The following is a 21,326-nucleotide window of genomic DNA, read 5'->3' as shown; positions in this document are numbered from 1 at the left end:
CGCGATGGGGCCTTCGGATCAAACCTTGAACTGATTGATCAACCGCCGCTGCTGTTCCGCCAACTTGGTCAAGTCCGCACTGGCCGCGCTCGATTCATCCGCCCCACCGGCCACTTCATTGGCCACTTGCCCGATGTTGATCACATTACGATTGATGTCGTCGGCCACCGCGCTCTGTTCCTCGGCCGCGCTGGCGATCTGGGTGTTCATGTCGTTGATCACCGACACCGCTTGCGTAATGGTCTCCAGCGCCTCGGCCGCTTTCGCCGCGTGTTGCACGCTTTCGTCGGTGCGGTTCTGGCTGTCTTCCATGACCCGCACCACATCGCGGGTACCTTGCTGCAGATGCTGGATCATGGTCTGGATTTCTTCAGTGGCCTTCTGGGTTTTCTGCGCCAGGTTGCGCACTTCATCGGCCACCACTGCAAACCCACGACCCTGCTCACCGGCACGGGCGGCTTCGATGGCGGCGTTCAAGGCCAATAGGTTGGTCTGCTCGGCGATGCCGCGAATGGCCGTCAGGATCGCATTGATGTTCTCGCTGTCCTTGGCCAGGGTCTGCACCACGCCGACGGCTTTGCCGATTTCCACCGCCAGTACGCCGATGGAATTCGAGGTGTCACGGACGATTTGCATGCCCTGCGCCGCTGCCTGATCCGCATGGCTGGCGGCTTGCGCGGCCTGAGTGGCATTGCGCGCGACATCCTGGGCGGTGGCGGTCATTTCATGCACGGCGGTCGCGACCTGATCGATCTCGGCCATTTGTTTATGCACGCCGATGTTGGTGCGAATGGCGATGTCGGCGGTATGTTCCGATGAGTCGCTGACGCTCTGCACCGACGTCACCACTTGGGTAATCATCGCCTGCAACTTGGCGAGGAAAGTGTTGAAGCCTTTGGCGATCGAGCCCAATTCGTCGGCGCGGTCGCTGGTCAATCGACGGGTCAGGTCGCCTTCACCCTGAGCAATATCGTCGAGCATCGCGACCATTTGCTTGAGTGGACGAGCAATGCCGTGGCCTACCAGCCAGATCACCAACAAACCGATACCAGCGATCAACAGGCCGACCATGGCCATGCCAAAGGTGTCGGATTTGCGCTGTGCGTCCAGATCACCCTGAAGTTTTTGCAGATCGGCCATCACCGCGTTCAGCGGCAGTTGCAGCATCAAGGTCCAGCGGGCGTCGGTCTGGCCGATGCCGAAGGGCAGGTACAACTCGATCCGGCCCTGGTCCTTGTCGATGGTGTAAGTCACTTCGCCGCGCTTGAGATTGGCCATGTTGGCAATCTGTTTGCTGTCGAGAATGTCGCTGACCTTTTCGCCGAATTTGCTCGGGTCTTTGGTGTAGGCGACGATCCGGCCGTTACCGCCGATCAGGACCATTTCCCCGGCGCCGCTGTACAGTTTCTGATTCGCCCCCAGGAGCATTTCCTGGATGAAGTTCACCGACAGGTCAGCGCCGACGATGCCCTGGAACGCGCCATTGAGCATGATCGGTTCAATGAATGAGGCGAGCATGACGATCTTGTCGCCGACCTTGTAGGGCGCCGGATCGATCACGCAGGATTTTTTGGTTTCTTTGGAGCACAGGTAGTACTCGCTGGCACGCACGCCGGTGGACAGGGTTTTCTGGTCGTCGACGTCCACCAGTTTGTCCAGGCCCAGGCTGCCGTCTTCATTGCGGAACCACCACGGCAGGAAGCGCCCGTTGCTGGCGTCGATGCCGACCACAGGGGTGTCGACGTAGGCCGCATCATTGTGGTCGAGTGCGTTTTTTTCCCAACCGATGTAGGTGCCGAGAATTTTCGGGTTCCGGGCGACGTTTTCCTTGATCAGGCTGATCAGTTGCTCACGGCTCAGGCTCAACTGTGGCTGACCATCGGCGCCGGGGGTACCAATCAACGCGTTGACCCTAACCAGCCCGCCGGCAATCAGCAGCGGTGCTTCGAGTTCGCGCTGGATCTGGCTGACCTGTGTTTGCGCCAGCGAGGTCAGGCGTTGTTCGATGACTTGCTCGAACTGCGCCTGAGTCCGTTGCTGAACCATGTCTTGGGTGCGGGCACCGGAAAACAGCGCATACAGCACCAGGGCAGCGACGACGCTAAGCACAATGGCGCCGGCCAGGGCGGCAACGGAAAACTGGATCGACTTGAATTTCATGGGGGGCTCCGCGCGCAAGAGGACGTCTGCGGTGCTGTATCGGCAGGAAGCTGGAAGGTCATGAACGACCCATGACGAATTGGCTGTTTTGGAGTGCTGGATGTCGTAAATGAATTATTGCTGACCGTGATCGGCCGTGGCGGGCGCCGTTATATGAAATTTTTCCTACGGTGATAAGGGCTTTGTCTGAAATGTACGTGTTACACGTCCGTTGTATCTGGCGCCGATACAAATCCCCACCTAGGATACGCGGCATGTTTCCAGGGAGCTTCTTGATGAATAAGACATTGGTTTTGTGTGCACTGAGCGCAAGTTTGCTGCTCGCCGGTTGTCAGTCGGTCAACACCACCAGCGGTGGCGCCGTGGGCGTTGAGCGCAAGCAATACATGTTCAGCATGTTGTCGACCTCTGAGGTCAACCAGATGTACGCCCAGTCTTATCAAAAGACCGTCGGGGAGGCGAGCAGCAAAGGGGTGCTGGACAAAACCAGTAACGATGCGAAGCGCGTTCAGGCGATCTCCAGGCGGCTGATTGCCCAGGCGCCGGTGTTCCGTCCGGATTCGGCTCAGTGGCAATGGGAAGTGAATTTGATCAAGAGCGACGATCTGAATGCCTCCTGCGGGCCTGGCGGCAAGATCATTTTCTACTCGGGGCTGATCGACACCCTGCAACTCACCGACGACGAAATCGCCGCCATCATCGGCCATGAAATCGCTCACGCCTTGCGCGAGCACGGTCGCGAAGCGATGTCCAAGGCTTACGGTATCGAAATGGCCAAGCAGGGTGCTGGTGCGTTGTTCGGTCTGGGCGAGGGCAGCCTGGCCCTGGCGGACACCGTAGCCCAATACGGCATGACCTTGCCCAACAGTCGCGGCAATGAAAACGAAGCAGACTTGATCGGCCTCGAATTGGCTGCCCGTGCCGGGTACAACCCGAACGCGGCGATCACCCTGTGGAACAAGATGAGCAAAGCCTCGAATGGCGCGCCGCCAGAGTTCTTGAGCACGCACCCGGCGTCGGCCAGTCGGATTGCTGCCTTGCAGGCGGCGATTCCTAAAGTCATGCCGTTATATGAAAAAGCCAAGAAATCCTGATAGATAGGCGTTGATGCCGCTGACGCCTTCGCGGGCAAGCCCGCTCCCACAGGTTCTGTGCCATACACAAATGATGTAATCGACCGAAAACCTGTGGGAGCGTGGCTTGCCCGCGAAGAACGATGACGCGGTACTACTGACCTACCGCGTCAAACCCACCCACTGCTCTGCATCGCCTTGTACACCGCAACAATTGCCAAAATCAGGAACGCCGATGCCGCCAGGCGACGGATCAGGGTCAAGGGCAGTTTGTCCGCCGCAAAGTTACCTGCCAGTACCACCGGCACGTTGGCAATCAACATCCCGGCGGTAGTGCCGATGATCACCAGCCACAGATCCGGGTATTGCGCGGCAAGCATCACGGTGGCGACTTGGGTCTTGTCACCCATTTCCGCGAGGAAGAATGCAATCAGCGTGGTCAGGAATGGCCCGAATTTTCGGGCGGTGCTGGCTTCGTCTTCGTCCATCTTGTCCGGCACCAGCGTCCACAGCGCCGTGGCGGTAAAGCTCGCGGCGAGGATCCAGTGCAACGTCGCATTCGAGAAGAAACTGCCGAACCAGGCGCCTACCGCACCGGCTGCCGCATGGTTGGCCAGGGTCGCGGCGACGATGCCGGCGATGATTGGCCAGGGTTTGCGAAAGCGGGCAGCGAGAATGAGCGCGAGCAGTTGCGTCTTGTCGCCGATTTCGGCCAAGGCAACGATTGCGGTGGGAACGAGCAGAGAGTCCAGCATCATCAGGGTTTTCCTAAGGGGCGGGTCGACACGGCTATGACACGTACAGCCTTCCCGCCCCGGGTAAGGTGTTCGTGTCATAGGTCTTGTCAAACCCTGCGATCCGTCTGATGCGGACGCTTGGGTCGCATACGCCATGGTCTGAGGACCAAGTATGTTGACGTATGCCGGACGAGCATGGCGCTCGTGGGAGACTACTCCCCTAGGACGGAGCGGATTCTGCCTAGGCAAATCCGATTGGGCAAGCCCCAATGTCGGTAGCTAAACCACAAAACCTGTGGGCGCGTGGCTTGCCCGCGAAGAACGATGACGCGTAATACCTGAAAAACCGCGGTGCATTCTTCGCGGGCAAGCCACGCTCCCACAGGTTCTTCGTCGCTCCAGGGCAAGCCCTGTTTTGCAAAAGTGTTTCAGCCGCGTTTGGCCCGGTAAATTCGGAAACCCTGTCCTTCAGCCTTGATCGCGCAGGTGCCGAGATGCTCTTCGATCAGCGGTTGATACTTCAGGAAGCTGTTCGCTACCAATCGAAGTTCGCCACCGTTTTTCAGATGCTTGGCCGCTTTTCGCAGCAAGTTCTCGGTAGCGAAGTAATCGGTGTGTACGCCGACATGGAACGGTGGATTGCTCAGAATCGCGCTCAAACCCATGGGCGCGGCATCGATGCCGTCACCGGTCATCACCTCCGCGTCCAGACCGTTGGCGGCCAGGGTCAGGCGACTGCTGGCGGCGGCAAACGCGTCGACATCGAGCAGGGTGACCTGATTGTGTGGATAACGCCGCTTGACCGCCGCCCCCAACACGCCCGCGCCACAACCGAAGTCCAGCAAGTGGCCGCTCGGCAGTTTGTCCAGATGCTCCAGCAGCAGGGCGCTACCGCGATCCAGGCGACCGTGGCTGAACACGCCCGGCAGGCTGATGACTTTCAATGGGCCTTCGGCCAACGGCAGTTCGTAGGTCTGGGCCAGGCTTTCCAGCGACTTGGCTTCTGGTGCATTGGCCACGGTGACCTGCCAGAGTTGGCAATGCCGTGCGCTGTCGAGCTTGCGTGGTTTGCCGAAGGGGTTCAGTTGCTTGGCCGCGCCTTCGATACCGCTGCGTTTTTCGCCCACCAGGTACAGCTCACGGCCGGCCAGACGAGAGGCGAGGGCGTTGAGGATGTAATCGGTCAGGTCTTTGGACTTGGGCAGAAACACCACGGCACTGTCGAACTCGCGCTCGGGCGCATTTACGCCGAAATGGCTGCGCTCGGCGAAACGGGCGTCCAGCGCCGCTTGATCGCCGGCGTGCCAGCACCAACCATGGGCATCGGGCAGGCGGCCCAGCAAATCATCGGCGGGCAAACCGGCCAGCAGCACCGAACCCTGGAATAACTCGGCCTGACGAAGCAGTACTTCACTGCGCGGATCCATACTCTGCTCCTGGAAAAAAAGTGCCGCAGTTTATCAACTGACGACCCGCAGCGCTTGACCGCTGAAGTAGCCTTGGGCGTTTTCGGTCAACTGGCCAACGATTCGCTGCCGCGCCTCGCGACTGCCCCAGGCGTTGTGCGGGGTCACGATCAGCCGTGGAATATCGTGGGCCAACAACGGATTGCCCGCGGTGGGTGGTTCGACACTCAACACGTCGGTGGCCGCACCGCCCAAGTGACCGTTGCGCAGAGCGTCGGCCAATGCCTGCTCGTCAATCAAACCACCGCGCGCGGTGTTGACCACGAAAGCACCGGGTTTCATCGAGGCCAATTCGCGGGCGCCGATGAAGTGGCGAGTGTGTTCGTTGAGCGGGCAGTGCAGGGTCAGGGCGTCGATTTGCGGCAGCAGTTCATCCAGCGGCAAGCGATCCGGTCGGGCAGGGCGCCCCGGAATCTGCCCCAGCAATACGCGCATACCGAACGCCTCGGCCAACCGCGCCACGGCACTGCCCAGTTCACCGTGGCCAAGCAGGCCGAGGGTTTTGCCTTCGAGTTCGACGATCGGATAGTCCAGCAGGCAGAACTGTTTCGCCTGCTGCCAGCGACCTTCGGCGACAGCTTTTTGATAATCGGCCAGACGCGTCGCCAAATTCAGCAGCAACATGATCGTGTGCTGAGCCACCGACGGCGTGCCGTAACCCTGGCAGTTGCAGACAGTGATTCCGTGAGCACGGGCGGCAGCGAGGTCGACGTTGTTGGTGCCGGTGGCGGTGACCAGGATCAGCTTCAACTCGGGACTGGCCGCTATGGCCGTCGCATCGATCAGGATTTTGTTGCTGATGGCGACGGTAGTGCCCTTGAGGCGTTCGATCACCTGTTCAGGTGTGGTTTGCGCGAACAGCTGCAAGTCGCTGAAGCACTCGCGTAGCGGGTTGAGGTCGAGATCGCCGAGGTCCAGGGACGGATGGTCGAGGAAAACGGCGCGGCGAGAGTTCGTCATCAACTGTACCTTTTGTGCATTGAACTGAAGGCGTAATCTGCCGAGCCTACCAGATGAAATAAACTGTTACGCATTGTCTGGTCTGGCACCTGTGGCGAGGGAGCTTGCTCCCGCTGGGCTGCGCAGCGGCCCCAACCCAGGCGACCGTGTATTGTCAGACATACCGTGTCATCCGGTTTTACGACTGCTTCGCAGCCGAACGGGAGCAAGCTCCCTCGCCACAGAGGTGAAGTCGGCCTCAGAATTTTTTGTTGATCGCCCTGCCCAAAAGGAGCCCCCATGTACTGGACAGAGTTTTTGACCGTCGCCCTGATTCACCTGCTTGCCGTCGCCAGCCCCGGCCCGGACTTTGCCGTGGTGGTGCGTGAGAGCGTGACCCACGGTCGCCGTGCCGGGACCTGGACGGCGCTGGGTGTCGGCTCGGCGATTTTCCTGCACGTCGGTTATTCGCTGCTGGGGATCGGGTTGATCGTGTCTCAGTCGATCGTGCTGTTTAACGCCTTGAAATGGGCCGCTGCCGCGTATCTGCTGTACGTCGGCTTCAAGGCCTTGCGCGCACAACCGGCCCCACCTGCGGCTGATGACCTGCATCAGGAGGCCGGCGAACGCACCGCACGCGGTGCCTTCACCTCGGGCTTCGTAACCAATGGCTTGAACCCGAAAGCCACGCTGTTTTTCCTGTCGCTGTTCACCGTGGTGATCAACCCGCAAACACCTTTGGCGGTACAGGCCGGTTACGGGATTTACCTGGCAGCGGCGACGGCGGTCTGGTTTTGCCTCGTGGCGATGCTGTTCAGCCAACAGCGCGTGCGCGCCGGTTTCGCCCGCATGGGCCACTGGTTCGACCGGACCATGGGCGCGGTGTTGATCGCCATCGGTGTGAAACTTGCGTTCACCGAAATGCACTGATTTCCCGGAGCTGCCGAAAGCTGTGGCGAGGGAGCTTGCTCCCGCTCGGCTGCGAAGCAGTCGTAAAGCAGGCAACGAGGTGTGTCCGACAGAGTGCGTTCACCGGTTTTGGGGCCGCTACGCAGCCCAGCGGGAGCAAGCTCCCTCGCCACAGTGTTCGGCCATTCCTGCGTTCAGGTTCAGGTGACACACAGCAAATGCTGGCGCAAAGCTAGCATTCGTACGGCTGTGCAAATCATCCCTTTGGCTGATTTGGCTGGCGTTCAAGGGCTCTAGAGTGCTTAGCTTTAAAAGCCAAGACCGTGCAGTCAGAAAAGGGACTCTTATGTTGCAGACTCGCGTTATTCCTCCAGCCGAGGGCGCTTACCAGTATCCGCTGTTGATTAAACGGCTGCTGATGTCCGGCGCCCGTTATGAAAAAACCCGCGAGATCATCTACCGCGATCAATTGCGCTATAGCTATCCGACCCTGATCGAGCGGGTCGCGCGGCTGGCCAACGTGCTGACGGCCGCCGGTGTGAAGGCCGGGGACACCGTGGCGGTGATGGACTGGGACAGCCATCGCTACCTGGAATGCATGTTCGCCATCCCGATGATCGGTGCGGTAATCCACACCATCAACGTGCGCCTGTCGCCGGAACAGATTCTCTACACCATGAACCACGCCGAGGACCGCTTCGTGCTGGTCAACAGCGAGTTCGTCGGGCTGTACAAGGCGATTGCCGGGCACCTGACTACCGTGGAGAAAACCCTGCTGTTGACCGACTTGCCGGAAAAAACCGCCGACCTGCCAAACCTGATTGGCGAGTACGAGCAATTGCTGGCGGCCGCGAGCACGCAGTACGACTTCGAGGACTTCGACGAAAACTCGGTCGCCACCACGTTCTACACCACCGGCACTACCGGTAATCCCAAAGGTGTGTATTTCACCCATCGTCAGCTGGTGCTGCACACCATGGGCGTGTCGACCATTATGGGTTCCATCGACAGCGTGCGGCTGCTGGGCACCAACGACGTGTACATGCCGATTACCCCAATGTTCCATGTGCACGCCTGGGGCTTGCCGTATGTGGCGACCATGCTCGGGCTCAAGCAGGTTTATCCCGGCCGCTACGACCCCGAATATCTGGTGGAGTTGTGGCGTAAGGAGAAGGTGAGTTTTTCCCACTGCGTGCCGACCATTCTGCAAATGGTCCTCAATGCCAAGGCGGCGAAAGACATCGATTTCGGTGGCTGGAAAATCGTCATTGGCGGCAGTGCGCTGAACCGTGCGCTGTACGAAGCGGCGAAGGCCAAGGGCATTCAGTTGACCGCCGCTTACGGCATGTCGGAAACCGGGCCATTGGTCTCGTGTGCGCACCTCAACGATGAGCTGATGGCCGGCACCGAAGACGAACGCACCACCTACCGGATCAAGGCGGGTGTGCCAGGGCCGTTGGTCGAGGCGGCGATCGTCGACACCGACGGCAACTTCCTGCCTGCCGATGGCGAGACCCAGGGCGAACTGGTGCTGCGTGCGCCGTGGCTCACCGAGGGTTATTTCAACGAGCCGCAGAAGGGCGCCGAGCTCTGGGCCGGCGGCTGGCTGCACACTGGTGACGTAGCCACCCTGGACAGCATGGGCGTGATCGACATTCGCGACCGGATCAAGGACGTGATCAAGACCGGTGGCGAGTGGATCTCCTCCCTGGACCTGGAAGACCTGATCAGCCGCCACCCTGCGGTACGTGAAGTAGCAGTGGTGGGCATCGCCGATCCGCAGTGGGGCGAGCGACCGTTCGCGCTGCTGGTGGTCCGCGACGAGCATGAGATCGGGGCCAGGGAACTCAAGGAGCACCTCAAGCCGTTCGTTGAACAGGGGCACCTGAGCAAGTGGGCTATCCCGAGCCAGATAGCCGTTGTTACTGAAATTCCCAAGACCAGCGTCGGTAAGCTCGACAAGAAGCGTATCCGCGTCGACATCACTGAATGGCAGGCCAACAACAGCACCTTCCTCTCGACGCTTTAAGCGTCATCTGGCGTGCCCGAAAGGGCACGCCAGCCCCACCAAGCAAGCGCTTGGCTTGTCAAATCCGAATTTTCAGCCATCCTTGCCGTGCCGACATGTGTCGGACTGGCGAAAGGACTGTTCCAGAGTGGCCGGCAGCTGCAAATCACACTTTAGAGGGATCAAGCACTACTACCTGCTGGCTATAGTCCGCTCAAGGATTTTTAAGAACGGAGCGCACGCACAAAACGGGGCGATGCAACTTTGGAGTGACTTCGGACCACTTGGCTTCCGGTCACCCACAACGTTTTTAAAAGTACTCAGCCATAACAATAATGCACATGGAGTAGCGTCGATGACATCAGTAAACCAGTTCTGGCGCCGGGCGAAACTGCCCCTGGCGGTCAGTCTTGCCTCTTCGCTCGCCGGGCCTGCATTCGGCGTCAGTTTCAACGTCGGTGAGATCGAAGGTCAGTTCGACTCATCCCTGTCGATCGGCGCCAGTTGGTCTACTCAGAGTCCCAACAAGAACCTCATCGGCGTCAATAACGGGGGCCACGGCCTGTCCCAGACGTCCGATGACGGTCACAACAATTTCAAGAGCGGCGAAACCTTTTCGAAGATCTTCAAGGGCATCCATGACCTTGAATTGAAATACGGCGATACCGGTGTCTTCGTCCGGGGCAAATACTGGTACGACTTCGAACTCAAGGATGAAAGCCGCGAGTTCAAGGACATCAGCGACGAAAATCGCAAGGAAGGCGCCAAGTCCTCCGGCGGCCAGATCCTCGACGCCTTCGTCTATCACAACTACTCCATTGCCGATCAGCCGGGTTCCGTGCGTCTGGGCAAGCAGGTTGTGAGCTGGGGTGAAAGTACCTTCATCGGCGGCGGCATCAACTCGATCAACCCGATCGACGTGTCCGCGTTCCGTCGTCCCGGTGCCGAGGTCAAGGAAGGTCTGATCCCGGTCAACATGTTCTACGTGTCCCAGAGCCTGACCGACAATCTGTCGGCCGAAGCCTTCTATCAGCTGGAATGGGACCAGACGGTTGTCGATAACTGCGGTACCTTTTTCTCCCAGCCAGACATCATTGCCGACGGTTGCACCGACAATCTGCGCGTGCTGAACAAGCGCTCGACCATTCCTGCCGTCGCGCTGGGCCCATTGGCCAACGCGGGCGTCGACGTCAACCAAGAAGGTGTGCTGGTGCGTCGTGGTCCTGACCGCGATGCGCGGGACAGCGGCCAGTGGGGCGCGTCCTTGAAGTACATGTTCGATCCGCTCGATACCGAGTTCGGTGCGTACTTCATGAACTACCACAGCCGTGCGCCGATCTTCAGCGCCACGGGAGCTCCGCAATCGATCTACAACGGCGTGGCAGCTTTGCCGGCGGCGTTCCGCGCGCTGGGGCCACTGGTGGTCGCCGGTAATTCCGAGTACTTCGTCGAGTATCCTGAAGACATCCGCCTCTACGGCTTGAGCTTCTCCACCACCCTGCCTACCGGTACGGCGTGGAGCGGCGAAATCAGCTACCGTCCGAACGCGCCGGTGCAGCTTAACTCCACCGACATCCTGTTTGCCGGCGTGCGCCCATTGGGCGGTGCCCTGACTAACGCTTCGTTGCTCCCCGGTGTTCCGGGTCAGGACTTGCACGGTTATCGCCGCAAGGAAGTCACCCAGTTCCAGACCACCCTGACGCACTTCTTCGATCAGGTCATGGGCGCCAGCCGTATGACCCTGGTGGGCGAAGTGGGCGTGACCCACGTCGGCGGCCTGGAAAGCAGCTCCGACATCCGTTATGGCCGTGACCCGGTCTACGGGCCTGGTGAACTGCCGTCTACCGGCGGCCTCAACACCTGCTCGGCGATCCTCAATACCAGCACCATCAACGGTGCCGGCGCAGGTGCTGCTACCAATAACCGCAGCCGCAATTGCGAAGACGACGGCTTTACTACGGCCACTTCGTGGGGTTATCGCGCTCGTGCCATCTGGGATTACAACGACGTATTCGCCGGTGTGAACCTCAAGCCGAACGTGGCTTGGTCCCACGACGTGAGCGGTTACTCGCCTGGCCCTGGTGGTAACTTCGAGGAAGGTCGTAAAGCGGTGAGCCTGGGTCTGGATGCCGAATACCAGAACACCTACACCGCGAGCCTGGCGTACACCAACTTCTTCGACGGCAAGTACACCACCGTGGATGATCGCGACTTCGTTGCGCTCAGCTTCGGCGTGAACTTCTAAGCACTATTTTCAGGACGAACACATTTATGAAAATAACAAAGAGTCTGTTCCACGTTGGCGTTCTGGGGCTGTCGCTGCTGGCAACTGGTGTCATGGCGGCGGTCCCTGCGGCCGAAGCAGACAAGCTGGGCAAGAGCCTGACCCCGATGGGCGCCGAGATGGCGGGCAACGCCGACGGTTCGATCCCGGCCTGGAAACCCATGCCGAAAAACGCCGGTGCAGTAGACGGCAAGGGTTTCCTGGCTGACCCGTTCGCGAGTGAAAAACCGCAGTTCACCATCACCGCGCAAAACGTCGACCAGTACAAGGACAAGCTCGCGCCGGGCCAGTACGCGATGTTCAAGCGCTACCCGGAAACCTTCAAGATGCCGGTCTACCCGTCCCATCGCGGCGCCACCGTGCCGGATGAGGTGTTCGCCTCCATCAAGAAAAACGCCACCAACACTAACCTGGTGTCCGGCGGCAATGGTCTGGAAAACTTCGAAACCGCGATCCCGTTCCCGATTCCGAAAACTGGCGTTGAAGTGATCTGGAACCATATCACCCGTTATCGTGGCGGCAGTGTGACCCGTCTGATAACCCAGGCCACGCCGCAGCCGAATGGCTCGTTCAGCCTGGTGTATTTCGAGGACCAGTTCGTCTTCCGCGACAAGATGAAGGATTACGACCCGAAAAATCCGGGCAACATCCTGTTCTACTTCAAGCAGAAAGTGACCGCGCCGGCGCGTCTGGCCGGTGGTGTGCTGTTGGTGCACGAAACCCTCGACCAGGTTAAAGAACCGCGTTCGGCGTGGGTCTACAACGCCGGGCAACGCCGTGTGCGTCGTGCGCCGCAAGTGTCCTATGACGGGCCGGGTACCGCTGCCGATGGCCTGCGTACCTCCGACAACCTGGACATGTACAACGGTGCGCCGGATCGCTACGACTGGAAGCTCGAAGGCAAGAAAGAGATGTACATCGCCTCCGACAGCTACAAGCTCGATTCGCCACAACTGAAGTACGCCGACATCATCAAGGCCGGTCACATCAACCAGGACCTGGCTCGCTATGAACTGCGTCGGGTCTGGCATGTGGTCGCGACCCTGAAGGAAGGTCAGCGTCACATCTACGCCAAGCGTGATTTCTACATCGACGAAGACACCTGGCAGGCGGCTGTGGTCGACCACTACGACGGTCGCGGGCAACTGTGGCGTGTCGCCGAGGCTCACTCCGAGAACTACTACGACAAGCAAGTGCCGTGGTACGCCCTCGAAACCCTGTACGACCTGCAATCGGGCCGCTACCTGGCCCTGGGCATGAAGAACGAAGAGAAGTCGGCGTATAACTTCGGCTTCACTGCCGGCACCGCCGATTTCACTCCGGCAGCCTTGCGTCAGGAAGGCGTTCGTTAATATGGTGTGAACCGAGGCCGCATCCTCGAAAAAAGCGCCCCGACTTGTTCGGGGCGTTTTTTTATTGGAATTTTGTATCAGGGCGCACTTGTTCACGCGGGGGGGCGCGAAACGTCGGTGACTGTGATTGCCCTTTCGCGAGCAAGTCGGATCGCCGCACCGCCGCTCCCACATTTGATCTTTGGTGGACATACAATCTGTGAGCAATGGAGATCCAGTGTGGGAGCGGGCTCGCTCGCGAAGGCGGGCGACACGGTCTGTCGGAAAACTGCACCTCAGGCTTGGTAACTTCTGCTCGTAGTCTTTTTGTAGCCATTTGTAGCAACAACCTTCAATAGCTCTTCGTTTACCGCTAGGCTGCGGACATCTGTAACGCCGCCATCAGCCTTTCAAACAAGAGCCGGCCATGACTGATCTGTCCCCATTTCCGGGCCCTGCAAGTGTTGCCGTCGCCGTATTGGACGGGCGCTTTTTCCGGCCTCCGCTGCCCGACGGCCATGTGCTGCGGCCGCGTTTGTGCGAGCGCCTGAGCGCCGGTCTCGGTGGCAGGCTGCTGCTGGTCAGCGCGCCGGCGGGGTTCGGCAAGAGCTCATTGGCGGTGGAGTTTTGCCAGGGGTTGCCGGATCACTGGCAAAGCCTGTGGCTGGGGTTAAGTCCTCGGGACTGCGATCCCGGTCGTTTTCTTGAACGGCTGCTCGAAGGGCTTCAGGAGTATTTTCCGCAACTGGGTAGTCAGGCGCTGGGGTTGCTGAAAATGCGCCAACGTCATCAGCCGTTCGCCTTCGAAGAATGGCTGGACGGTTTGCTCGATGAACTGGCTGTGCACCTTTCACCCGTTACGCCGCTGTTGCTGGTGCTCGATGACTATCATCTGGCCCAGGGCCCGGTGCTTGATCGTTGCCTGCAGTTTTTTCTCAATCATTTACCCGATGGTCTGCTGGTCATGGTCACCAGCCGGCAACGTCCCGACTGGCATCTGGCTCGCCTGCGGCTATCGCGGCAACTGCTCGAGTTGCATGAGCAGGATCTTCGACTGACCCACGATGAAGCCCTGACCCTACTCGATAGACACAGTATTTCATTGCGTGGCGAGGCACTGGAGAGTTTGATCCTGCGCAGCGAAGGCTGGGTGGCCGGGCTGCGCTTCTGGCTGCTGGCGGCCTCCGAAGCCGGCAGCGAGGGCGCATTGCCCCAATCGCTGTACGGTGGGGAAGGGCTGATTCGCGATTACCTGCTCGAAGAAGTGATCGATTGCCTGCCCGCCGAGGTGCAGTCATTCCTGTACGAGACCGCGCTTCAAGAGCGCTTTTGCAGCGAGTTGTGCGACGCCGTGCGCGAAGCCCATGACAGTGCCGAGATCCTGCGTTTCTTGCTGGCGCATCAGGTGTTTCTGGTGCCGCTGGACGAACACGGTCACTGGTATCGCTATCACCACCTGTTTTCCGACCTGCTGCGTAGTCGGCCCACCGCCCAGGCGATGGTGCCGACGGCCAGCCTGCATCTGCGTGCCTGCCGCTGGTTCAATTCTCAAGGGTTACTCGATGAGGCGGTAGAGCAGGCGTTGCGTGCCGGGCATCTGGATGTTGCGGCGAATCTGGTACAAAACCTCTCTGAAGAACAACTGCTGGCCGAGCAGAATGTCGGCATGCTGCTGCGCTGGAAAATGGACTTGCCCGACAGCCTGCTGATCAGCACGCCACGGCTGATCGTGCTCTATAGCTGGGCGTTGGGTCTGGCCTGCCAACTGGACGCCGCCGAGGAACTGGCCAGCCACTTGAGCCGCTTCCTGCCGGCGCCGTCGGCCACTGCGCAAAAATCCATGCTGGCGCAATGGCTGGCCCTGAGCGGCATCATTGCTCGCGGGCGAGGCAATCGCGAGCTGACTTTGCTCTATTGCACCGAAGCGCTGGAGAGCCTGCCGGCCAAACGCTATGGGCAGCGCCTGATGTGCCTCTCGACATTGTCCAATCTGGCCATTGCCGACAGCGATCTCTGGCGTGCACGAGAGTTGAACCGTGAGTCCCTTGAGCTGGCACAGCGGGTCGGCAATCCGCTGTTCGAGGCGCTGGCCCATTACGATCGCGCCCGCGTGCTGCAAGCGCGCGGGGAGATTCTTCGTTCATTGGACGAAGTTCGCCAAGGGTTGCAGCGCCTCCAAGGCCTATCCCCGCAACGGCTTTATGCGGTGCGCGCACGCTTGACTTTATACGAGGGTTTTTTGCTGGCGCTGCGTTTGCAACCCCAGGCCGCGCGGCTACGTTTGCTCGCGGGGTTGAGCGAAGCCCGGGCCTGTCGTGACATCAGCGTGTTGATCGGCCACTGCGTGATTGCCCGATTGGAGGGCAGCAGCAGCGAGTTCGCCAAAGCCTTCGCCGAACTCGCCGAGGCCGAGCGGCTGATGCACATCTGGGATGTTCCGCCGATTTACTACCTGGCGATGATCACCCTGGTCAAATGCGAACTCTGGCTGGCCCAGGGTCGCACCGATCTGGCCGAAGCCTGGCTCGCGCGATTGGGCCAGACCTACAACGGAGAGCATCCGGCGGCACCGCCGGAATTCCATCCGCAACTACCGTTGCACATTGAACTGCAACAGGCGGTGCTGGACATGATGAAAGGCCAGCCCATGCTCGCCGAAGGACGCTTGAACGCGTTGCATGAACACGGTCAGCACAGCGGCCGGCAGATGCTCAGCGTGATGGCGCTGAGTCAGAAAGTCACCCTGTTGCTGGCGGGCGGGCGCGAATCCGAGGCGCGCAAGGCGCTGGTCCAGGCTTTGGAAGCGGCCACCGGCGGTGTCCTGCAACCGTTTGACCCATTGTTGACCGAACACCCTGACTGGCTGCGCGGGCAACTTCAACTCTGTGCGTCGACGGCCATTTCGCAGAGCCTCTCGGAAAAACTTCCAGCCGTGGTCTTTCGGCCAATGGTGGAGTCGTCCTCTGCTACGGAACAACTCAGTACCCGTGAAATGGCCGTTCTACGGCTGATCGCGCAGGGGTGTTCGAACCAGGAAATCAGCGATCAGTTGTTTATTTCGCTGCACACGGTGAAGACCCATGCCAGCCATATCAACAGTAAGCTTGGGGTAGAACGCAGGACCCAAGCGGTGGCAAGGGCGAAGGAGTTGGGGGTGTTGGGATAAGGCCGTGTCTGCGGTCATTTCACCACGGACAAAAAAACGCCCCGAACCCGTCGGGCCGTTCAATGTGTTGCAGCCCGGTTTGCTTTCACAAACCGGACTGACCTCATGTATCGATATTGTCAGGCCACCAGGTCCTGGGCGCTGAAGGTATTGATGCCCACCAGGTGGATTTCGAAGTCGGCACCGGCGTTGCCGCTGACGTTGCCCGAAAGTACCTGATCGACGAAGCGCAACTGTCCTGCTCCGGTGAACTCATTCGAGCCGATAAAGCTGAACGCGTTGACTCCGCTGTTGGCGAGATTGGCATCAAACAGTGACAGGTCGATCTTGTCGCCCTGCAGGCTGCTGAAATCATTGATGACGTCGCGCAATGCGCCTTTGCCCACCTCACTCAAGTCGGTGAAGGCAAACCTGTCCGCGCCGATACCGCCGGTGAGCGTGTCGGCCCCGAGGCCACCGATCAGCGTGTCGTTGCCCGCACCGCCGTTGAGTATGTTGTTGCCGGCGTTACCGAACAGGGAGTTGTTCAAACCGTTGCCGAAACCGACGAGGTTGGTGCTGCCGGTGAGGACCAGGTTTTCCAGGTTAACGCCCAGACTGTAGTTGACCGAGGAGCGAACGGTGTCGATCTCGGCGGGCAGGGTGCTGGTCTCGGTGATCACGTCACCGGCATTGTCGACCACATAAGTGTCGTTGCCGAGGCCGCCGATCATGGTGTCGGCACCAAGGTCGCCGTCCAGGACGTTGTTGCCGGCATTCCCGGTGATGATGTTGTTCCGCGCGTTGCCGGTGCCGTTGAGGTTGTCGTTGAAACGTAGCGTCAGGTTTTCCAGGTTGGCGCTCAGGGTGTAATCAGCCAGCGTGGACAGCACACTGTCGATTTCGGTCAGCGAAGTGCCCAGCTCGATGATGGTGTCGCCGACGTTATCGACGAAGTAGGTGTCGTTGCCGGCACCACCGCTCATGGTGTCAGCCCCGCCCTGACCGTTGATGATGTTGTTGCCGCCATTACCGGTCAGGCTGTTGTCCAGCGCGTTGCCGATCAGGTACAGATCGCCGGCGCCCAACAGCTGGGCGTCCTCGAGGTTGGCCTGCAGGGTGTAGCTGATCGAAGTGATGACCTGGTCACGACCTTCGTTGCTACCTTCGACGATGACGTCGCCCGCATGGTCGACCACGTAGGTATCGTCGCCGATCCCGCCCATCAGAGTGTCTGCCCCGGCCGCCCCGTTCAGGCGGTCATTGCCCGCACCGCCTTGCAGATTGTCCGCCGAGGCACTGCCGAGCAGGGAGTTGTCGAGACTGTTGCCCTGTACCGTGTAACCGCCGGTACCCATCAGCCAGACGTTTTCGACGTTGGCCAGATTGCTCAGGCCCAGATTGATGGTGTTGGTTATCCCGCTCGAGGCGTAGTAGATGCGCAGGGTGTCGCTGCCTTCGCTGGTGTTTTCCTGCACCAGTGACTGTTCGCCGGCCTGATCGAGGTAGTAGGTATCGTCACCCGCGCCACCGATCATGGTGTCCAGGCCAGCGCTACCGTTGAGCACGTTGTTGCCGCTGTTGCCGGTCAACACGTTGTTCAAGGTATTGCCGTTGGCATTGATGTTGGCCGTGCCGGTCAGCACGACATTCTCCATGTTGGCGCCCAGGTTGTAGTTGATCGAGGAGCGAACGGTGTCGATCTCGGCGGGCAGGGTGCTGGTCTCGGTGATCACGTCACCGGCATTGTCGACCACATAAGTGTCGTTGCCGAGGCCGCCGATCAGGGTGTCGGCACCAAGGTCGCCGTCCAGGACGTTGTTGCCGGCATTCCCTGTAATGACGTTGTTCCGCGCGTTGCCGGTGCCGTTGAGGTTGTCGTTGAAACGCAGCGTCAGGTTTTCCAGGTTGGCGCTCAGGGTGTAATCAGCCAGCGTGGACAGCACGCTGTCGATTTCGGTCAGCGAAGTGCCCAGCTCGATGATGGTGTCGCCGACGTTATCGACGAAGTAGGTGTCGTTGCCGGCACCACCGCTCATGGTGTCAGCCCCGCCCTGACCGTTGATGATGTTGTTGCCGCCATTACCGGTCAGGCTGTTGTCCAGCGCGTTGCCGATCAGGTACAGATCGCCGGCGCCCAACAACTGGGCGTCCTCGAGGTTGGCCTGCAGGGTGTAGCTGGTCGAAGTGATGACCTGGTCACGACCTTCGTTGCTACCTTCGACGATGACGTCGCCCGCATTGTCGACCACGTAGGTATCGTCGCCGATCCCGCCCATCAGAGTGTCTGCCCCGGCCGCCCCGTTCAGGCGGTCATTGCCGGCACCGCCTTGCAGATTGTCCGCCGAGGCACTGCCGAGCAGGGAGTTGTCGAGACTGTTGCCCTGTACCGTGTAACCGCCGGTACCCATCAGCCAGACGTTTTCGACGTTGGCCAGATTGCTCAGGCCCAGATTGATGGTGTTGGTTATCCCGCTCGAGGCGTAGTAGATGCGCAGGGTGTCGCTGCCTTCGTTGGTGTTTTCCTGCACCAGTGACTGCTCGCCAGCCTGATCAAGGTAGTAGGTATCGTCACCCGCGCCACCGATCATGGTGTCCAGGCCAGCGCTACCGTTGAGCACGTTGTTGCCGCTGTTGCCGGTCAACACGTTGTTCAAGGTATTGCCGTTGGCATTGATGTTGGCCGTGCCGGTCAGCACGACATTCTCCATGTTGGCGCCCAGGTTGTAGTTGATCGAGGAGCGAACGGTGTCGATCTCGGAGGGCAGGGTGCTGGTCTCGGTGATCACGTCACCGGCATTGTCGACCACATAAGTGTCGTTGCCGAGGCCGCCGATCAGGGTGTCCGCACCGAAGCCTCCGTCCAGGGTGTTGTCGCCAGTATTCCCGGTAATGACGTTATTCCGCGCGTTGCCGGTGCCGTTGAGGTTGTCGTTGAAACGTAGCGTCAGGTTTTCCAGGTTGGCGCTCAGGGTGTAATCAGCCAGCGTGGACAGCACACTGTCGATTTCGGTCAGCGAAGTGCCCAGCTCGATGATGGTGTCGCCGACGTTATCGACGAAGTAGGTGTCGTTGCCGGCACCACCGCTCATGGTGTCAGCCCCGCCCTGACCGTTGATGATGTTGTTGCCGCCATTACCGGTCAGGCTGTTGTCCAGCGCGTTGCCGATCAGGTACAGATCGCCGGCGCCCAACAGCTGGGCGTCCTCGAGGTTGGCCTGCAGGGTGTAGCTGATCGAAGTGATGACCTGGTCACGACCTTCGTTGCTACCTTCGACGATGACGTCGCCCGCATGGTCGACCACGTAGGTATCGTCGCCGATCCCGCCCATCAGAGTGTCTGCCCCGGCCGCCCCGTTCAGGCGGTCATTGCCCGCACCGCCTTGCAGATTGTCCGCCGAGGCACTGCCGAGCAGGGAGTTGTCGAGACTGTTGCCCTGTACCGTGTAACCGCCGGTACCCATCAGCCAGACGTTTTCGACGTTGGCCAGATTGCTCAGGCCCAGATTGATGGTGTTGGTTATCCCGCTCGAGGCGTAGTAGATGCGCAGGGTGTCGCTGCCTTCGCTGGTGTTTTCCTGCACCAGTGACTGTTCGCCGGCCTGATCGAGGTAGTAGGTATCGTCACCCGCGCCACCGATCATGGTGTCCAGGCCAGCGCTACCGTTGAGCACGTTGTTGCCGCTGTTGCCGGTCAACACGTTGTTCAGGGTATTGCCGTTGGCATTGATGTTGGCCGTGCCGGTCAGCACGACATTTTCCACGTTGGCGCCCAGGTTGTAGTTGACCGAAGCGTTCACGGTATCGATTTCGCCGACCACCGTACTGTTTTCAATAATGACGTCACCGGTATTGTCGACAACATAGGTGTCGTTGCCACCTCCTCCGATCAAGGTGTCGGCACCAGCACCACCGTCCAGAATGTTTTGACCCCAGTTACCGGTAATGACGTTGTTAAGGGCATTGCCGGTACCGTTGAGGTTGCCGCTGCCCAGTAACGTCAGGGCCTCGACATTACTGCCCAGGGTGTAACTGATCCATGCCAGAGCGGTATCGATTTCCGTTGGTGAGGTGCGGCCTTCAATGATCACATCACCGACATCGTCGACAAAATAAGTGTCGTTGCCAACGCCGCCGTTCATGGTGTCGGCGCCCGCCAGACCATTGAGGATATTATTCAGGCCGTTGCCAATCAGGCTGTCGTTGTTGGAGGAGCCCACGGCGTTTTCGATTTTTGCGCCATAAGCAATCGCCAGACCTTCGTTGAACGCAGACAGGGTCGTGAGGTCGAGGAACGCTTTGCCGATCTGGCTGAATGCACCCTCGTTCAGGTCAATGCGCACTGCATTCAACTGGTTGCTGGCGTCGATCGTGTCGATACCGCCGGCGTCCCAGATGGTCTCGAACACTGATTGGTCATTCGCCCAGCTGTAGGTGTTGTTACCGGCCTGCCATAGCGTGTTGGCGCCGTACAGGCTCTGGATCGCGAGGATGTCGAGCAGCATCGGCGTGGTGGGCAGATACGAGTATGAGTCGTTGTAGCTCATGACCGTGAAGCGGACATCGTCCAGCGATGCGTCAAGTACCGTGTTATTCGATGCGTTAGGTGAGAACGGGTGCTTGAGGCCGATGGCATGGCCTATTTCATGCACGAAGGTCAGGTAATCGTAAGAACCCTTGACTGGCGTGACCTCGTTCGTCGCTGGACCAATCCAGACATCTCCCGCTTTCGGTGTACTGCCGGGAGTGTAGGCCCAGGCAGCTGTCTCGCCGTCCATCAGCGTGTAACCACCAAAACGCAAGTCGCCGACATTAGTGATGGTGTCGCTGGTGAGGGTGAACGTGATATTGGCAACCGCGCTCCAGCTGCCCAGCGCACTGATAACCGCGTTTTGCTGCGCGCTTGTCAGGGCATACGCCGAGGTGTACTCGTTGTCAGCGCTGTAGCTGGTCGCGAAAAAAGAGGTCGTCAGCGAAATAAAACTATAGGTCAGATCAGTCACGGCCCCCGGCATCCACCACTTGGTGCTTTCCCATTGGGCGCCAGAAATAAGACTGTCGACGGATTTTATGCCGGTCAGCGACGAGGACAAGCTATCGGTGTTACCAGTGGGACGAGGCATGCGAAGTTCCTGAGTACGCTGCGACCTTTCCTGTATGTGGCCGCTACAAGACAGCGATTTTGCACCAGAGTCAGCGTCAATTGATATCATGTAGCCACTATTTTTTTATTAATGACGTCAGAAAACTGGCTGGCAAGTTTATGTCGGCATA

General features: G+C 59.6%; 11 protein-coding genes and 1 riboswitch. Of the genes, 6 read left to right on the top strand and 5 right to left on the bottom strand.

Annotated features, from left to right (window positions below; translation table 11 throughout):
- Window positions 1-18: 18 nt before the first annotated feature.
- Window positions 19-2,160, bottom strand: coding sequence for a methyl-accepting chemotaxis protein (locus AB3226_RS09645; RefSeq protein WP_367372908.1), 2,142 nt, complete (start codon window positions 2,158-2,160; stop codon window positions 19-21).
- Window positions 2,161-2,435: 275 nt separating this feature from the next.
- On the opposite strand from AB3226_RS09645, the gene AB3226_RS09640 reads away from it, so the two are divergent.
- Window positions 2,436-3,254: a M48 family metallopeptidase gene (locus tag AB3226_RS09640; protein WP_367372907.1), complete on the top strand. Its 819-nt coding sequence runs from the start codon at window positions 2,436-2,438 to the stop codon at window positions 3,252-3,254.
- Window positions 3,255-3,403: 149 nt separating this feature from the next.
- Here the strand turns inward: AB3226_RS09640 and AB3226_RS09635 are convergent, their stop codons facing one another.
- The 3 genes from AB3226_RS09635 to AB3226_RS09625 all read right to left on the bottom strand — a co-directional run bounded on the left by AB3226_RS09635 (window position 3,404) and on the right by AB3226_RS09625 (window position 6,396).
- On the bottom strand, window positions 3,404-3,988 hold the full coding sequence (locus AB3226_RS09635) for a TMEM165/GDT1 family protein (RefSeq protein ID WP_032830419.1): 585 nt from the start codon (window positions 3,986-3,988) through the stop codon (window positions 3,404-3,406).
- Window positions 3,989-4,080: 92 nt separating this feature from the next.
- Window positions 4,081-4,203, bottom strand: a riboswitch (yybP-ykoY riboswitch).
- Between the two features lie 195 nt (window positions 4,204-4,398).
- Entirely contained in the window at window positions 4,399-5,397 is a 999-nt protein-coding gene (locus AB3226_RS09630) for a methyltransferase (protein ID WP_367372906.1), read from the bottom strand.
- A 33-nt stretch (window positions 5,398-5,430) separates the two neighbouring features.
- Window positions 5,431-6,396, bottom strand: a complete 966-nt coding sequence (locus AB3226_RS09625; RefSeq protein WP_367372905.1) for a 2-hydroxyacid dehydrogenase — start codon at window positions 6,394-6,396, stop codon at window positions 5,431-5,433.
- Window positions 6,397-6,675: 279 nt separating this feature from the next.
- Here AB3226_RS09625 and AB3226_RS09620 point away from each other — a divergent pair, with 279 nt between their 5' ends.
- From AB3226_RS09620 to AB3226_RS09600, 5 genes are all read left to right on the top strand, one after another.
- Window positions 6,676-7,305, top strand: a complete 630-nt coding sequence (locus AB3226_RS09620; protein WP_367372904.1) for a LysE family translocator — start codon at window positions 6,676-6,678, stop codon at window positions 7,303-7,305.
- 325 nt (window positions 7,306-7,630) lie between these two features.
- On the top strand, window positions 7,631-9,313 hold the full coding sequence (locus AB3226_RS09615; protein WP_367372903.1) for a fatty acid--CoA ligase: 1,683 nt from the start codon (window positions 7,631-7,633) through the stop codon (window positions 9,311-9,313).
- Between the two features lie 334 nt (window positions 9,314-9,647).
- Window positions 9,648-11,537 carry a DUF1302 domain-containing protein gene (locus tag AB3226_RS09610; protein WP_367372902.1) on the top strand — a complete coding sequence of 630 codons (1,890 nt, stop codon included), beginning with the start codon at window positions 9,648-9,650 and terminating at the stop codon, window positions 11,535-11,537.
- A 26-nt stretch (window positions 11,538-11,563) separates the two neighbouring features.
- Window positions 11,564-12,928 (top strand): DUF1329 domain-containing protein, encoded by a 1,365-nt coding sequence (locus AB3226_RS09605; protein ID WP_367372901.1) that lies wholly within the window; start codon window positions 11,564-11,566, stop codon window positions 12,926-12,928.
- 406 nt (window positions 12,929-13,334) lie between these two features.
- Entirely contained in the window at window positions 13,335-16,073 is a 2,739-nt protein-coding gene (locus tag AB3226_RS09600; RefSeq protein ID WP_367372900.1) for a LuxR C-terminal-related transcriptional regulator, read from the top strand.
- Between the two features lie 119 nt (window positions 16,074-16,192).
- Here the strand turns inward: AB3226_RS09600 and AB3226_RS09595 are convergent, their stop codons facing one another.
- Window positions 16,193-21,175 carry a M10 family metallopeptidase C-terminal domain-containing protein gene (locus AB3226_RS09595; protein WP_367372899.1) on the bottom strand — a complete coding sequence of 1,661 codons (4,983 nt, stop codon included), beginning with the start codon at window positions 21,173-21,175 and terminating at the stop codon, window positions 16,193-16,195.
- Between the last annotated feature and the right edge of the window lie 151 nt (window positions 21,176-21,326).

It is taken from the genome of Pseudomonas lini (genome assembly GCF_964063345.1).
GTDB lineage: Bacteria > Pseudomonadota > Gammaproteobacteria > Pseudomonadales > Pseudomonadaceae > Aquipseudomonas > Aquipseudomonas lini_B.
This window is presented reverse-complemented; position numbering and strand designations above follow the sequence as displayed.

What these genes read in the sequence shown, in the direction of transcription:
- AB3226_RS09645 (WP_367372908.1), bottom strand. Translation starts at nt 2,160, where the DNA reads ATGAAATTCAAGTCGATCCAGTTTTCCGTTGCCGCCCTGGCCGGCGCC.
- AB3226_RS09640 (WP_367372907.1), top strand. Translation starts at nt 2,436, where the DNA reads ATGAATAAGACATTGGTTTTGTGTGCACTGAGCGCAAGTTTGCTGCTC.
- AB3226_RS09635 (WP_032830419.1), bottom strand. Translation starts at nt 3,988, where the DNA reads ATGCTGGACTCTCTGCTCGTTCCCACCGCAATCGTTGCCTTGGCCGAA.
- AB3226_RS09630 (WP_367372906.1), bottom strand. Translation starts at nt 5,397, where the DNA reads ATGGATCCGCGCAGTGAAGTACTGCTTCGTCAGGCCGAGTTATTCCAG.
- AB3226_RS09625 (WP_367372905.1), bottom strand. Translation starts at nt 6,396, where the DNA reads ATGACGAACTCTCGCCGCGCCGTTTTCCTCGACCATCCGTCCCTGGAC.
- AB3226_RS09620 (WP_367372904.1), top strand. Translation starts at nt 6,676, where the DNA reads ATGTACTGGACAGAGTTTTTGACCGTCGCCCTGATTCACCTGCTTGCC.
- AB3226_RS09615 (WP_367372903.1), top strand. Translation starts at nt 7,631, where the DNA reads ATGTTGCAGACTCGCGTTATTCCTCCAGCCGAGGGCGCTTACCAGTAT.
- AB3226_RS09610 (WP_367372902.1), top strand. Translation starts at nt 9,648, where the DNA reads ATGACATCAGTAAACCAGTTCTGGCGCCGGGCGAAACTGCCCCTGGCG.
- AB3226_RS09605 (WP_367372901.1), top strand. Translation starts at nt 11,564, where the DNA reads ATGAAAATAACAAAGAGTCTGTTCCACGTTGGCGTTCTGGGGCTGTCG.
- AB3226_RS09600 (WP_367372900.1), top strand. Translation starts at nt 13,335, where the DNA reads ATGACTGATCTGTCCCCATTTCCGGGCCCTGCAAGTGTTGCCGTCGCC.
- AB3226_RS09595 (WP_367372899.1), bottom strand. Translation starts at nt 21,175, where the DNA reads ATGCCTCGTCCCACTGGTAACACCGATAGCTTGTCCTCGTCGCTGACC.